Consider the following 13,297-nt stretch of genomic DNA (forward strand, 5'->3'; position numbering starts at 1 on the left):
CTGACCCCGAGTTCCCCCGGTTCAGCGGCCAAAGGTCAGGATACGGCTTTCTGTCACCAGAAAATCCAGCGCCTGGTCGGTGGCCTCCAGCGGCAGCGCCTCGGCCTCTTGCGCGTCAAAGGCAAAGCCGATGGCCAGCGTCGCCCGGCGGGCGCGCAGCTGTTCCAGCGTGCGATCGTAAAAGCCACCGCCATAGCCCAGCCGCCCGCCCTTGGCATCAAAGGCCACCAGCGGCACGATCAGCATCTCGGGCTCAAGGAAATCGTCATGTAGCGGCACGCGCGTGCCAAAGGCATTGTCGCGCAGCGGCATGTCGGGTTCCCAGCGGCTGAAGCGCAGCGGCTGTGCCGCGGCTTCGATCACCGGCAGCCCCACCGGACCGTGCGCCGCGGCCTCGGCCATCGCGGGAAGCGGGTCAATCTCGGTACGGATCGGCAGATACCCCGCCAGCGGCACGCCCCGATAGCCCGCCAACAGCTCGGAAAGCCGCCCCGCACCGGCCCCGTCCGCCGCATCGAATGCCGTCCTGCGCCGGGCAAACGCGGCCTTGCGGGCGGCGGTCTTGACCTTTGCCAGATCGCTCATAGCAACACCATCCCCGCCAGCCCGAGAAACACGAAAAAGCCCACCACATCTGTCACCGTCGTCACGAAGGTGCCCGAGGCCAGCGCCGGATCGACGCCCATCTTGTCCATCAACACGGGAATGACCGTGCCCGCCAGCCCCGCCACCACCAGGTTGATCACCATTGCGATGGCGATGACATACCCGATCTGCGGCGAGCCGAACCAGATCAGCCCGACAACCCCCATGATCACCGCGAAAACCAGCCCGTTCAGCAGCCCCACCAGCACCTCGCGCCGGATCACCCGCCAGACGTTGGAGCCGGTCAGGTCGCGCGTGGCCAGCGACCGCACCGCAACCGTCAGCGATTGTGTCCCCGCATTGCCCCCCATCGAGGCGACGATCGGCATCAGCACCGCCAGGGCGACAAACCGCGCCAGCGTGTCCTCGAAAAGGGCGATCACCAGCGAGGCAAGGATCGCCGTCAACAGGTTCACCGCCAGCCAAGGCAGCCGCCGCTTGACGGTGTCGGCCACGCTGTCCGAGAGCGAGCTTTCATCGCCCACCCCGGCGAGGCGCATGATGTCCTCTTCGTGCTCTTCATCCAGCACCGCCATCGCATCGTCGATGGTGATCATGCCCGCCAGCCGCCCCTCGTCATCGACCACCGGGGTCGAGATCAGGTGATACTGGTTGAAGGCATAGGCCACGTCTTCCTCGTCCTGCGTGGCGGGAATGACCGTGAACATCTCTTCGGTGATGTCATGCAGGGGCGTGTCGCGGCGCGCGCCCATCAGCTTGCCCAGGGTGACATTGCCCACCGGATGCATGCGCGGATCGACCAGGATGACGTGGTAAAACTGCTCGGGCATGTGGTCGCTGTTGCGCATATAGTCGATGGCCTGCCCGACATTCCAATGCTCGGGCGCCATCACGACTTCGCGCTGCATCAACCGCCCCGCCGACCCCTCGGGATAGGACATCGCCTGGCGCACGGCGAGCCGGTCGGTCTCTTCCAGCGCGCCCAGGATCACGTCCTGCTGTGGCTGCTCAAGGTCTTCGATCAGGTCGACAACGTCGTCACTGTCAAGTTCGCGCACCGCATCGGCCAGAACCTCGGGATGCAGGATCGCGATCACGTCCTCGCGCAGCCCCTCGTCGAGTTCCGACAGGATGTCGCCGTCGAATTCCCGGTCATAGAGCCGGATCAGCCGCCCCCGGTCAAAGGCGTTGAGCTGTTCGAGCAGGTCGGCGATGTCCGCCGCGTGCATCGGCTCCATCAACTCGATCAGCCTGGCCTGATCCTTGGTGTCTACCGCATAGAGGATGCCCGCCACGGCCCGTGGATCGAGCTCGTAGGCCGAGTCGTCGCGGGGCTGTTCGTCGTCATTATGATCGGCCTCATCAACCATGCACTGTCCCCCGCGATTGCCCCCTAGATAGAAGAAGCTGCTATCGGGAAACAATGACAATACCGCAATTTACGACAAGAAATCGCATCGTTACTCTCTGGGGTCGAGTTTCGCCACATCACAGGAGCCAGACATGCCCGGAACCGTGATCCTGAAGGGGCAGGTCCTGTCCTTTACCGGCTCGCCCTTTGAGGATGCGCCGACCGATGCCGCCCGGTTTGACGAGGCCGTCGCGGTCCGGAATGGACGGATCGGCGCCATCGGCGGCCTCGACCAGGTCCAGCGCCAGCATCCCGGCGCGCCGGTGATCGCCTATCCCGACAAGCTCATCACCGCCGGTTTTGTCGACGCCCATGTGCATTTTCCCCAGACCGCGATGATCGCAAGCTGGGGCAAGCGGCTGATTGACTGGCTCAACACCTATACCTTTCCCGAAGAGATGCGGTTTGGCGATGCCGGCTATGCCGCGGAAATCGCCGCGCGCTATCTTGACCTGACCGCCGCGCATGGCACCACCACCATGTGCAGCTTTGCCACCATCCATCCCGAGAGCGTGTCGGCCTTTTTCCAGGAGGCGCAGCGGCGCGGGCAACGGGTGGTCGCGGGCAAGACCTGTATGGATCGCAACGCCCCGGAGGGTCTGCGCGACACGGCTCAGAGCGCATATGATCAGTCCAGGGCGCTGCTGGAGCAATGGCACGGGGTGGACCGCATAACCTATGCCATCACGCCGCGCTTTTCTCCGACCTCGACCCCCGAGCAGCTCGAAGCGATGGGGGCGCTCTGGGCCGAGCATCCGGAATGCCTGATGCAGACACATCTGAGCGAACAGGTGGACGAAATCGCCTGGGTGCGCGAACTGTTCCCCGAGGCGCGCGATTACCTCGACACCTACGAAGCGCATGGTCTGCTTGGGGAGCGCGGGCTTTACGGGCACGCCATCCACCTAGAAGAGCGCGAGCGCGCCCGCCTGCGCGAGGTTGGCGCGGCGCTGGTACATTGCCCCACCTCCAACACCTTCATCGGCTCGGGGCTGTTCGACCTGATGGGGCTGATGCGCGAGGGCCAGACCATCGGGCTTGCCACGGATACCGGCGGCGGCTCGTCCTTTTCGATGCTGCGCACCATGGCGGCGGCCTATGAAATCGGACAATTGCGCGGGGTGCCGCTGCACGCGGCGCAGCTGATGTGGCTGGCCACGGCCGGATCGGCCAGGGCGCTGCACATGGCAGGGCAGATCGGCAACCTGCGCCCGGGAATGGAGGCCGACCTGATCGTGCTCGACCTCGCCTCGACCCCCGCCATCGCGCAACGCACCGAGCGCGCCGCCGACATCTGGGAGGCCCTGTTCGCGACCATCATGATGGGCGATGACCGCGCGATCCACGATGTCTGGATCGGCGGTCAGCGGCGCGGCATCTAGACCCGCGCACCGATGCGGCGGGCCAGTTCCGTCTGTCGCCGGATCACCGCCCCCATGTCGAGCGTCGCGATCTGTCCATCGGCCACGATCTGCCTGCCCTCGACAAACAGGTGTTTCACCCGTGTCGGCCCGGCGAGCAGCAACGCCGCCGGATCCCAGCTGCCTGCGCTTTCCACGCCCGTTACATCCCAGATTGCAATATCCGCGCGTTTGCCCACCGCAATCCGCCCGCAATCGCCCCGTCCGAGCACATCCGCCCCGCCCCGCGTGGCGATCTCCAGCGCCTCGCGCGCGCTCATGGCGTCGGCGCCGCGCGCGACCCGTTGCAACAGCATCGCCATACGCGCCTCGGCCACGATATTGCCGGAATCGTTGCTCGCCGAGCCATCGACGCCGATCCCGACCGGCACCCCGGCATCCCGCATCGACCGTACCGGGGCGATACCGCTGCCAAGGCGGCAGTTGGAGCAGGGGCAATGCGCCACGCCGGTGCGCGAGCGCGCGAAAAGGTCGATCTCCTGCCCGTCCAGCTTGACGCAATGGGCGTGCCAGACATCCGGCCCGGTCCAGCCGAGTTCCTCGGCATATTGCCCGGGACGACAGCCGAATGTGGCCTCGGAATAGGCGATATCCTCGTCATTCTCGGCCAAATGGGTGTGCAGCATCACGCCTTTGTCGCGCGCCAACAGCGCCGCGTCGCGCATCAGGTCGCGGCTGACCGAAAACGGCGAACAGGGCGCGATGCCAACCCGGCACATGGCCCCATCGCCGGCGTCGTGATGGGCATCGATGACCCGGATGCAATCGGCGAGAATGGCGGCCTCGCGCTCGACCAGCATATCCGGCGGCAGGCCTCCGTCGCTCTCGCCGATGCTCATCGCGCCGCGCGTCGGGTGAAACCGCAGCCCCAGTTCCGCCGCCGCCGCGATCGTGTCATCCAGCCGCGCGCCGTTGGGATAGAGATACAGGTGATCCGACGACAGCGTGCATCCCGACAGCGCCAGTTCCGCCAGGCCGGCCTGTGCCGATACGTACATCTCTTCCGGACCGAACCGCGCCCAGATCGGATATAGCGTTCTGAGCCAGCCGAACAGCAGCGCATCCTGCCCACCGGGCACGGCGCGCGTCAGGCTCTGGTAAAGATGGTGGTGGGTGTTCACCAGCCCTGGCGTCACCACGCAGCCCGACGCCACGTGAACCGCCCCGTCGCTGTGCAGGCCATGGCCGATTTCGGCGATCACCCCGTCGCGGATGCGGATATCGGCACCGGCAAGTTCCCGGCGCGCATCATCCATGGTGAGCACCGTATCGGCATTGTGAATCAGGATTTCGGACATGTTGGTCTCCACACTTCTGGTCTGGCCCGGTTCGGATGAGAAGTGTGAACATGCGCCAACAGAAAACGGGCAAAGGACTTGGCGCGCGCCTCTTGTAGCGCCGTTTGCCCCGTGGCTCAAGCCTCGGCGGCGGCCAGCACTCCAAGCGCGGCGGCGTGAATGTCCGGATTGGCCGCCGCGATCACGCGCCCGCCAAGATGCGCGGGGTTGCCGCGCCAATCGGTAACGATGCCGCCGGCGGCCTGGATCACCGCGATCGGCCCCTGGATGTCATAGGCGTTCAGCCCCGCTTCGATCACCAGGTCGATCTGCCCGGCGGCCAGCAGGCCATAGGCGTAACAATCCATCCCGTAGCGGGTCAGCTTGACGCGCGCGGACACAGCCTCGAACGCGGCGCGTTCCATTGCCGTGCCGACCTCGGGAAAGGTGGTGAACAGGATCGCCTGATCAAGATCGCGCGTGTCCTTGGTGGCCATCGCCATGGTGCCCATGGGACCAACCAGCTCGGCCACACCCGCCGCGCCGACAAACCGTTCACCTGTATAGGGTTGATCGATGATGCCAAGCGTCGGACCGTTCTGGTCCGACAAGGCAATCAGAACACCCCAAGTCGGTGTCCCGCTGATAAAGGCGCGTGTGCCGTCGATCGGATCGAGCACCCACTCCCGTCCGGACGTGCCCTTCTGGCGCCCGAACTCTTCTCCCCAGATACCGTCCCGGGGCCGGTGTTCGGTCAGCAAATCCCGCATGGCCTGTTCGGCCGAGCGATCCGCAACCGTGACCGGATCAAATCCCGCGTCCTCCTTGTTCTGCGCCAACAGCCCGGCCTGCCGGAAGTGGGGCAGGATCGCGCTGCGCGCCGCATCCGCAAGCAGATGCGCAAGGGCGAGATCTGTTGGTATCGCAGAGGTCATGACAGGCGACTGCCAGTCCTCCACGGAAAATGCAAGCGTATCCGCGCCGGATCAGGCGACGTCGCTCAGCACACGAGCCAGCTCGAACAGCCGGCGGCGCTGGTTCTCGGGGATCGCATAGTAGGAACGCACGAGATCGAGCGCCTCTTTGTCACCCATCAGATCGGTCGGAACCATCGATTTCTCACCTTCGGGCCGATCCGCATCCTCGAGACCTTCGAAGAAAAAGCTTACCGGCACATCAAGCGCATCGGCGATATCCCAGAGGCGGGAGGCGCTGACTCGGTTGGCGCCGGTCTCGTATTTCTGGATCTGCTGAAACTTGATCCCGACCTGCTCGGCCAGTTGCTGCTGCGTCATGCCGATCAGCCATCGGCGGTGACGAACGCGCTTACCCACATGCACATCTACAGGGTGAGTCATACATTTCTCCTTTGCAAAACTAATTAACATTCAGGCGCGACCGCTGGTTTCAACCAACGCGGCTGTCACAGTCAACCTGTGCAAACCCGCCTTGGCCAGACCCGAACCACTCCACGCCGCAGATACTACGGGCTTTTGAGTTGAATTCAAGGCAAGCGACTCCCGGTAAGCGGGAAATCCCCTCTGGCCCAGGTTGTATCTGTGCCCCTATGGAAACAGTTCAATACGACTGGCCGGTTGCGCGGCATACCGCGAAGGCGGCTATCGAATTCCCTGCGCGACACGTTTAACTTGTCTGCAACAATCACCTTAAACCGTCGCAAATACAAGGATTTTGATATGCTCGCCTACCAGATAGCAACCAAAGGGGGTGCAGCCGAACTCGTGGAAATTCCGGTTCCCGATCCCGGGCCCGGCCAGATCCAGGTCCGCATCATGGCCTGCGGATTGAACTTTGCGGACCTGCTGACACAAAAGGGAACTTATCAGGATATTCCCGACGCACCGTTCACACTTGGGATGGAATTGTCGGGAATCGTCACGAAAACGGGCGATTCGGTTGACAATCTATCGGTGGGTGATCGCGTCGCCGTCTTCTCTGGTCAGGGTGGTCTGGCGGAATTCGGCGTTTTCGACGCCGCCCGCGCGATCCCGATTCCCGATGCCATGAGCTTTGACGACGCCGCCGCGCTGCAGATCGCCTATGGCACCAGCCACATGGCGCTGGACCACCGGGCGCGCCTGCAGCCGGGCGAAACATTGCTGGTCACCGGGGCCGCCGGGGGCGTCGGGCTGACCGCGGTTGAAATCGGCAAGCTGATGGGGGCGACGGTGATTGCCCATGCACGGGGTGCCGACAAGCTGGACGTCGCCCGCGCGGCGGGGGCCGATCACCTGGTGGACGATGCCGAGGACCTGCGCGCGCGGGTGCTCGAGCTTGGCGGCGCGGATGTGGTGTATGACGCGGTTGGCGGCGCGGCCTTCAAGGCGGCGTTCCGGGCCTGCAACCCCGAGGGGCGGCTGTTGCCCATCGGATTTGCCAGCGGCGAGGTGCCGCAAATCCCGGCCAACCACCTGCTGGTCAAGAACCTGTCGGTGCTCGGCTTTTACATCGGCGGCTACATGAAGTTCCGCCCCGATCTCGTTCGGGCGAGCTTTGAACAGCTGATCGGTTGGCACGCTGCGGGCAGGTTGCACCCGCATATCAGCCATCGGCTGTCCCTGCCCCGTGTTGCCGAAGGTATGGACCTGTTGCGCACGCGGAAATCCACCGGCAAGGTCATCATCCACCCCGCCGCGGATTAAACCGCGGCCTTGAGCCGGGCGCGCGGCGTCAGGTCGGCAAACGCCGTGCGCAACAATTCGGCAAGGGTTTCGGACACCTCGCCGCCGCTGCGCCCGGCACCGTAGAAATTGATGAAATGCAACGGCAACGGTGGCAGCGCGCCGCAATGGCTGATCACCTCGACATGGGGCGGCTGGGTTCCGTCCAGCATCGCCATCACCGCCAGGTCGGCGGCCACGGTTGCCTCGATGGTGCGATCCGAGTCACTGTCCAGCGCCACGTCCCATTCAATCCCCGCCGCTTCGAACGCCTCGAGTACGATGGGCCGGAAGATACAGTTGCGCCCCTGCGCCAGTTCGATGGGCCGCTTGCGCCACGCCGCGCCGCCCGGCGCACCGATCCAGACCAGCGGCACCGCCGCCAGAACCTCGGCACCGGGCACTTCCTTGGGCTCGGTGGTCAGGATCATGTCGCATTCACCATGTTCAAACCGATCCTTGAGATCGCGGGTGTTGGCGGTGACCAACTGGACCTTGACCCGGGGAAAGCTGGTATTGAACTGCTGCAACACGCGCGGGATTGCCGGATAGACAATGTCATGTGGCACCCCCAGCACGATCTCGCCCTCATAGGCATGGTCGGTCAACCGCGTGATCACCTCGTCATTGAGCGCCACCATGCGGCGCGCATAGGCCAGAAGCTGTTCTCCCGAGGCGGTCAGGGCAATGCTGCGCCCGCTGCGGTCGAACAAATCCAGCCCCAGCAGTTCTTCCAACCGCTTGAGCTGCATGGAAACGGCGGACTGGGTCAGGTTCAGAAATCCGGCGGCCCGCGTGACCCCGCCGGAATCGGCAACCGCCACGAATGAACGCAGGGTGGTGATGTCGAGATTTCTCATATCACGGTTCCTGATGGTTTTGACAACAAATATTGGCTTTGATTATGAACTAAAGCCCCGCATATATCAACACAAATGATCAAACCACCGCGAACCATCGCCCCTACTGAAAGGACATGACCATGGCTTATATTTCCGTTCCCGCTCACCCGCGGACTGATCGCGCGGCCCTCATGACCCGGCTGTCCCGGCGCCTGGGTCTTTGGCGGCAGCGCCGTGCCCTGGCCCGGCTGGATGACGCCGCGCTGGACGATATCGGGGTGACCCGCCGCGAGGCCCGGGCCGAGGCCCGCCGGCCGATCTGGGACGCGCCGGAAAACTGGCACGGCTGAGCCCGGCGCAGCCCGGCAGCCGGGATTCCCCCCGTCTGCCGGAAAAACACCGGGATTTCGGGCATCAATTCCGTCGGATTTACTTGAAAAACCCCGCCACGGGTACGATATTCAAACGGAAAGCTGTCGGACGGTTCCGGCGGCCCCTTTTGATATGAACGGAGACCTTGAATGGCTGAATTCGACACGAGTCACATGACAGGCCGGACTGCCGCCGGTGTGCGCAGTGCGGCGATCGACGAAGGCCTGCGCGCGCATATGAACAAGGTCTACGGCACGATGTCCGTAGGCATGCTGATCACATTTGCCGCCGCCTGGGCCCTGTCCGGCCTTGCCGTCAGCAGCGTGCCGACCGAATACCAGATCGGCGTCGACAAGTACCTGACCGGCCTTGGCGTGGCGCTCTATACCTCGCCGTTGAAATGGGTGGTGATGTTCGCCCCCCTCGCCTTTGTGTTCGGCTTCAACGCCGGCATCAACCGCATGTCCGCCGCCACGGCTCAGACGGTATTCTACGTGTTCGCCGCCGTCATGGGCGTTTCGATCAGCTCGATCTTCCTGGTGTTCACGGGCTATTCGATCATGCAGGTGTTCCTGATCACCGCGATCGCCTTTGCCGGCCTGTCGCTCTGGGGCTACACCACCAAGAAGGACATTTCCGGCTGGGGCAGCTTCCTGATCATGGGCGTGATCGGCCTGGTCGTCGCCATGATCGTTAACATCTTCTGGCCGATGCCGGGTCTGGCCTTTGCCATTTCGATCCTCGGCGTGCTGATCTTTGCCGGCCTGACTGCCTATGACACCCAGAACATCAAGAACACCTACCTTCAGATGGCGCATTCCGGCGACACCGAATGGCTGGGCAAAGCCGCGATCATGGGCGCTCTGAGCCTGTATCTCGACTTTATCAACATGTTCATGTTCCTGCTGCAACTGCTTGGCAACCGGGAATAAACACGGCAACACGCCCGTGACAGACCAAGGCTCCGCCGAACAGAGGTTCGGCGGAGTTTTTTCATTCCGCGCTATCCGTCAATCGCGCCAAGACACGGCCGGTTTCCCGCAAAAATCCCGTACCGCTCGCATCGAAATGCGCTTGAAAGGGGCGGCGGTTGCGTTTAAACGCTGCCTCGGTCCGCCTCAATAGCTCAGCTGGTAGAGCAGGTCCTTCGTAAGGACAAGGTCGGGGGTTCGAGTCCCTCTTGAGGCACCACCGCTCTCCCGGCCCGGCACCGAGCCCGACCCTGACCAGCCGGATGGCTCCGAAGGCGTCTGGCCGATCACATCCCGCCGAAACGCCGGTCGAATCCCCCCGCGACCGTGGATGGCAAACATGCGGGCGCAGTCGGTAATGACATTTTCTTCCCCCCGTTGATCCGCTAAACCACCGCGAAACACTGCAAGGAAGATTTCGATGGACAGCCCCGACAAGCCGCAGATCTATCTCTCGACGCCGCCGGCCTTTGAGGTTCTCGCGTTTTCCGAGACGCTGGCGCGGGTCATGGATAGCACCGAGATCGCCTGTGTCCGTCTGACCCAGAGCAGCCGGGACGAGGATCGCGTTGCGCGGGCGGCGGACAGCCTGCGCGAAATCACCCATGCCCGCGACGTGGCTCTGGTGATTGACGATCACGTCGTTCTGGCCGAGCGGCTGGGGCTGGACGGGGTTCATCTCACCGACGCCGCCCGTTCGGTGCGCGCCGCGCGCAAGGCGCTTGGGCCGGATGCCATCGTGGGCAGCTTTTGCGGCGCCTCGCGCCATGACGGGCTGACCGCGGGCGAAGCCGGGGCGGATTACGTCAGCTTTGGACCGGTCAGGGCCACCGCTCTGGGGGATGGGTCGATCGCCGGGCGCGACCTGTTTCAATGGTGGTCCGAGATGATCGAAGTCCCGGTGGTCGCCGAGGGCGGCCTTACCGCCGAACTGCTGCGCGGCCTGGCGCCGGTCACGGATTTCTTTGGTATCGGCGATGAAATCTGGTCGACGGATGATCCGGCGGCGGCGCTCGCGACCCTGTATCAGGCGATCGACCAGGCCGGTTGAATCCTGTAACCGGGCCCAGACGTCGCGTTTGCAACGGCTTGCACCCCGGTCGGTTTGACGGCACAAGTCGGGCCATGAACGCTTCTACTGTCCCAGTCCTGTGTATCGGTAGCGTCCTCTGGGACGTGATCGGTCGCTCTGCCAGCCACATGCGGCGCGGATCGGATGTGCCCGGACGCATCACCCGCCTGCCCGGCGGCGTTGCGATGAACATCGCCATGACGCTGTCGCGCTTTGGTCTGCGCCCGGTCCTGCTCACCGCCATCGGGCGCGACCCAGAGGGCGACGAGCTGGTGGCCGCCTGCGCCGAACTTGGCATGGTCACGGAACATGTCTATCGCTCCGAAGACCTGCCCACCGACCGTTACATGGCGGTTGAGGGCGCAAACGGGCTGATCGCGGCCATTGCCGACGCGCATTCGCTGGAGGCGGCGGGCGACAAGATCCTGCGCCCCCTGGTCAACGGAACCCTGGGGACCGAAACCGCCCCCTATCAGGGGCACGTGGCGCTGGACGGCAACCTGACCCATTCGCTGCTGGAAAAGATCGCGCAAAGCCCCGCCTTTGCCGACGCCGATCTGCGCGTCGCCCCGGCCTCGCCGGGCAAGGCGGAACGGTTGCTGCCCTTTCTGAACCACCGCCGGGCCACGCTCTATGTCAATCTCGAAGAGGCCGGGCTGTTGTGCCAGACCGAATTCAAGACCTCGCGCGATGCCGCCATCGGCCTGTTGTCGCGGGGGGCGCTCAAGGTTCTGGTGACTGACGGCGGAAATTCTGCCACCGAAGCAGACGCGGATGACATCATCTGCCAGACCCCGCCCGAAGTTCTGGTGACCCGTGTCACCGGCGCGGGCGATACATTCATGGCCGCACATATCGCCGCCGAAGCGTCCGGCGCGGATCGTGAGACCGCGCTCAGCCGGGCACTGCACGCCGCCGCCACCTATGTTTCAGGAGAAACGCCCCTGTGATCGACCCCATCCTATCCGCCGAAGTCCAGAGCGCCCGCCAGCAGAATCGCCCGGTTGTCGCCCTGGAGAGCACGATCATCACCCACGGCATGCCACATCCGCAGAATGTCGAGGTGGCCCGGCAGGTCGAACAGGACATTCGCGACGGCGGAGCGACACCGGCAACCATCGCCGTGATCGAAGGGCGCCTGCATGTGGGGCTGGAACCGAAACAGCTCGACGGGCTGGGCCAGGCCCGCGGGGTTGCCAAGCTGTCGCGCGCGGATTTTGCCGCCTGCCTTGCCACGGGCGGCACCGGTGCCACGACGGTGGCCGCAACCATGATCGCCGCCCGGCTCGCCGGGATCGAGGTCTTTGCCACCGGCGGTATCGGCGGCGTGCATCGCGGCGCCGAGGCCAGTTTCGATATTTCCGCCGACCTGCAAGAGCTTGCACAGACGCCGGTCACGGTTGTCGCCGCCGGGGCCAAGGCCATTCTCGACATCAGCAAGACGCTCGAAGTTCTCGAAACCCTTGGTGTGCCGGTGATCGCGGTCGGCCAGGATGCCTTTCCCGCCTTCTGGTCGGCGCGTTCGCCCTTTGACGCGCCCCTGCGGATGGACGAGGCCGACGCGATCGCCCGCGCCCATGTCATGCGGCGCGACCTGGACATTCCCGGCGGCCAGCTGGTCGCCAACCCGATTCCCGCAAACGCCGAGATCCCGGCCGAGGAACTGGCCCCGATCATCGTCTCGGCCCAGGCCGATGCCGCCCGCCACCGCATCGTCGGCAAGGCCGTGACCCCATACCTGTTGCAACGGATCTATGAGCAGACCCAGGGCCGCTCGCTCACCGCGAATATCGCCCTGGTGCGCAACAACGCCCGCCTTGCCGCGCGGATCGCCCAATCCATGGGCACCATCCGCACCGGCACCGGCTGACGTCACAGGCGGCTATTGTAGCCCGCATCACGAATACATAGATTGCGCGTCGGAACCGGCGGAACACATATGACCACCCCATTCGATGAAAACCCTGCCCCGCGCAAACCCAGCCTTTTTGCAAGGTTGCGTTCGTCTTTCCTGACCGGGCTGGTGGTGATCGCGCCGGTGGGGCTGACCATCTGGCTGATCTGGACGGTGATCGGCTGGATCGACGGCTTCGTGCTGCCGCTCGTGCCACACCAGCTGCGCCCCGAACAATATATCGGCATCAATCTGCGCGGTGTCGGCGTCATCATCTTTCTCGTCTTCACGATTGTCATCGGCTGGATCGGCAAGGGCCTGATCGGCCGCTCGCTGATCCGCTGGGCCGAGAGCATCGTCGACCGGATGCCCGTGGTGCGCTCGATCTATTCCGGCATCAAGCAGATCTCGGAAACCGTCTTTGCGCAATCCGAACGCTCCTTCGAACAAGCCTGCCTGATCCAGTATCCCCGCAAGGATATCTGGGCCATCGGGTTCATTTCCACCACCGCAAAGGGCGAAGTTGCCCGGCGGGCCGAAACCACCGGACAACTGATCAGCGTGTTCCTGCCGACCACGCCAAACCCGACCTCGGGATTCCTGCTGTTCCTGCCCAAGGAAGACGTGATCGAACTCGACATGTCCGTGGAAGAAGCCGCCAAACTGGTGATCTCCGCCGGCCTTGTCTATCCCAACGGCAAGGATCCGACCCGCCCCCCAGACGCCAGCAACGCCGGAAAAACCTGATCA

Annotated in this window: 14 protein-coding genes and 1 tRNA gene; 9 read left to right on the plus strand and 6 right to left on the minus strand. The window is 64.2% G+C overall.

Annotation, left to right across the window (positions count from 1 at the left end; genetic code table 11):
• Window positions 1-21 precede the first annotated feature (21 nt).
• Window positions 22-585: a 5-formyltetrahydrofolate cyclo-ligase gene (locus ACP15R_RS01170; protein ID WP_424984533.1), complete on the minus strand. Its 564-nt coding sequence runs from the start codon at window positions 583-585 to the stop codon at window positions 22-24.
• Window positions 582-1,976: a magnesium transporter gene (gene mgtE, locus ACP15R_RS01175; RefSeq protein WP_424984534.1), complete on the minus strand. Its 1,395-nt coding sequence runs from the start codon at window positions 1,974-1,976 to the stop codon at window positions 582-584. The genes ACP15R_RS01170 and mgtE overlap by 4 nt, the downstream gene beginning before the upstream one ends.
• A 133-nt stretch (window positions 1,977-2,109) precedes the next feature.
• On the opposite strand from mgtE, the gene guaD reads away from it, so the two are divergent.
• Window positions 2,110-3,399 carry a guanine deaminase gene (guaD, locus tag ACP15R_RS01180; RefSeq protein ID WP_424984535.1) on the plus strand — a complete coding sequence of 430 codons (1,290 nt, stop codon included), beginning with the start codon at window positions 2,110-2,112 and terminating at the stop codon, window positions 3,397-3,399.
• On the opposite strand, the gene ACP15R_RS01185 is transcribed toward guaD, so the two are convergent.
• From ACP15R_RS01185 to ACP15R_RS01195, 3 genes are all read right to left on the minus strand, one after another.
• On the minus strand, window positions 3,396-4,736 hold the full coding sequence (locus tag ACP15R_RS01185) for an 8-oxoguanine deaminase (protein WP_424984536.1): 1,341 nt from the start codon (window positions 4,734-4,736) through the stop codon (window positions 3,396-3,398). The genes guaD and ACP15R_RS01185 overlap by 4 nt on opposite strands.
• A gap of 116 nt (window positions 4,737-4,852) precedes the next feature.
• Window positions 4,853-5,650, minus strand: a complete 798-nt coding sequence (gene hisN / locus ACP15R_RS01190) for a histidinol-phosphatase (RefSeq protein WP_424984537.1) — start codon at window positions 5,648-5,650, stop codon at window positions 4,853-4,855.
• Between the two features lie 51 nt (window positions 5,651-5,701).
• A complete protein-coding gene (locus tag ACP15R_RS01195; RefSeq protein ID WP_424984538.1) occupies window positions 5,702-6,073 on the minus strand; it encodes a helix-turn-helix domain-containing protein in 372 nt (123 codons plus the stop codon).
• Window positions 6,074-6,412: 339 nt separating this feature from the next.
• Between ACP15R_RS01195 and ACP15R_RS01200 the strand changes: the two genes are divergently transcribed.
• A complete protein-coding gene (locus ACP15R_RS01200) occupies window positions 6,413-7,378 on the plus strand; it encodes an NADPH:quinone oxidoreductase family protein (RefSeq protein WP_424984539.1) in 966 nt (321 codons plus the stop codon).
• Here ACP15R_RS01200 and ACP15R_RS01205 read toward each other — a convergent pair.
• Complete coding sequence (locus ACP15R_RS01205; protein ID WP_424984540.1) at window positions 7,375-8,256, minus strand: LysR family transcriptional regulator; 882 nt, start codon at window positions 8,254-8,256, stop codon at window positions 7,375-7,377. The two genes, ACP15R_RS01200 and ACP15R_RS01205, sit on opposite strands and share 4 nt — an antisense overlap.
• Before the next feature lie 122 nt (window positions 8,257-8,378).
• Here ACP15R_RS01205 and ACP15R_RS01210 point away from each other — a divergent pair, with 122 nt between their 5' ends.
• The 7 genes from ACP15R_RS01210 (at window position 8,379) to ACP15R_RS01240 (ending at window position 13,294) form a co-directional block, all read left to right on the plus strand.
• Window positions 8,379-8,588, plus strand: coding sequence for a DUF1127 domain-containing protein (locus ACP15R_RS01210; RefSeq protein ID WP_424984541.1), 210 nt, complete (start codon window positions 8,379-8,381; stop codon window positions 8,586-8,588).
• Between the two features lie 171 nt (window positions 8,589-8,759).
• On the plus strand, window positions 8,760-9,542 hold the full coding sequence (locus ACP15R_RS01215; RefSeq protein WP_424984542.1) for a Bax inhibitor-1/YccA family protein: 783 nt from the start codon (window positions 8,760-8,762) through the stop codon (window positions 9,540-9,542).
• 183 nt (window positions 9,543-9,725) lie between these two features.
• Window positions 9,726-9,801, plus strand: a tRNA-Thr gene (locus ACP15R_RS01220).
• A 201-nt stretch (window positions 9,802-10,002) separates the two neighbouring features.
• Window positions 10,003-10,632, plus strand: a complete 630-nt coding sequence (locus ACP15R_RS01225; protein ID WP_424984543.1) for a thiamine phosphate synthase — start codon at window positions 10,003-10,005, stop codon at window positions 10,630-10,632.
• A 74-nt stretch (window positions 10,633-10,706) separates the two neighbouring features.
• A complete protein-coding gene (locus ACP15R_RS01230) occupies window positions 10,707-11,603 on the plus strand; it encodes a PfkB family carbohydrate kinase (RefSeq protein WP_424984544.1) in 897 nt (298 codons plus the stop codon).
• Window positions 11,600-12,523, plus strand: a complete 924-nt coding sequence (locus tag ACP15R_RS01235) for a pseudouridine-5'-phosphate glycosidase (protein WP_424984545.1) — start codon at window positions 11,600-11,602, stop codon at window positions 12,521-12,523. The genes ACP15R_RS01230 and ACP15R_RS01235 overlap by 4 nt, the downstream gene beginning before the upstream one ends.
• A 69-nt stretch (window positions 12,524-12,592) precedes the next feature.
• The gene (locus tag ACP15R_RS01240) at window positions 12,593-13,294 is read left to right on the plus strand and encodes a DUF502 domain-containing protein (RefSeq protein WP_424984546.1); all 702 of its coding nucleotides are present in this window, start codon (window positions 12,593-12,595) and stop codon (window positions 13,292-13,294) included.
• Window positions 13,295-13,297: the final 3 nt, after the last annotated feature.

The organism is Microbulbifer sp. S227A, from assembly GCF_049800935.1.

Bases quoted from the DNA above. Each gene is read 5' to 3' on its own strand.
- ACP15R_RS01195 (WP_424984538.1), bottom strand. From the start codon at position 6,073: ATGACTCACCCTGTAGATGTGCATGTGGGTAAGCGCGTTCGTCACCGC.
- ACP15R_RS01170 (WP_424984533.1), bottom strand. From the start codon at position 585: ATGAGCGATCTGGCAAAGGTCAAGACCGCCGCCCGCAAGGCCGCGTTT.
- ACP15R_RS01225 (WP_424984543.1), top strand. From the start codon at position 10,003: ATGGACAGCCCCGACAAGCCGCAGATCTATCTCTCGACGCCGCCGGCC.
- ACP15R_RS01200 (WP_424984539.1), top strand. From the start codon at position 6,413: ATGCTCGCCTACCAGATAGCAACCAAAGGGGGTGCAGCCGAACTCGTG.
- guaD (WP_424984535.1), top strand. From the start codon at position 2,110: ATGCCCGGAACCGTGATCCTGAAGGGGCAGGTCCTGTCCTTTACCGGC.
- ACP15R_RS01205 (WP_424984540.1), bottom strand. From the start codon at position 8,256: ATGAGAAATCTCGACATCACCACCCTGCGTTCATTCGTGGCGGTTGCC.
- ACP15R_RS01240 (WP_424984546.1), top strand. From the start codon at position 12,593: ATGACCACCCCATTCGATGAAAACCCTGCCCCGCGCAAACCCAGCCTT.
- ACP15R_RS01185 (WP_424984536.1), bottom strand. From the start codon at position 4,736: ATGTCCGAAATCCTGATTCACAATGCCGATACGGTGCTCACCATGGAT.
- hisN (WP_424984537.1), bottom strand. From the start codon at position 5,650: ATGACCTCTGCGATACCAACAGATCTCGCCCTTGCGCATCTGCTTGCG.
- ACP15R_RS01230 (WP_424984544.1), top strand. From the start codon at position 10,707: ATGAACGCTTCTACTGTCCCAGTCCTGTGTATCGGTAGCGTCCTCTGG.
- ACP15R_RS01210 (WP_424984541.1), top strand. From the start codon at position 8,379: ATGGCTTATATTTCCGTTCCCGCTCACCCGCGGACTGATCGCGCGGCC.
- mgtE (WP_424984534.1), bottom strand. From the start codon at position 1,976: ATGGTTGATGAGGCCGATCATAATGACGACGAACAGCCCCGCGACGAC.
- ACP15R_RS01215 (WP_424984542.1), top strand. From the start codon at position 8,760: ATGGCTGAATTCGACACGAGTCACATGACAGGCCGGACTGCCGCCGGT.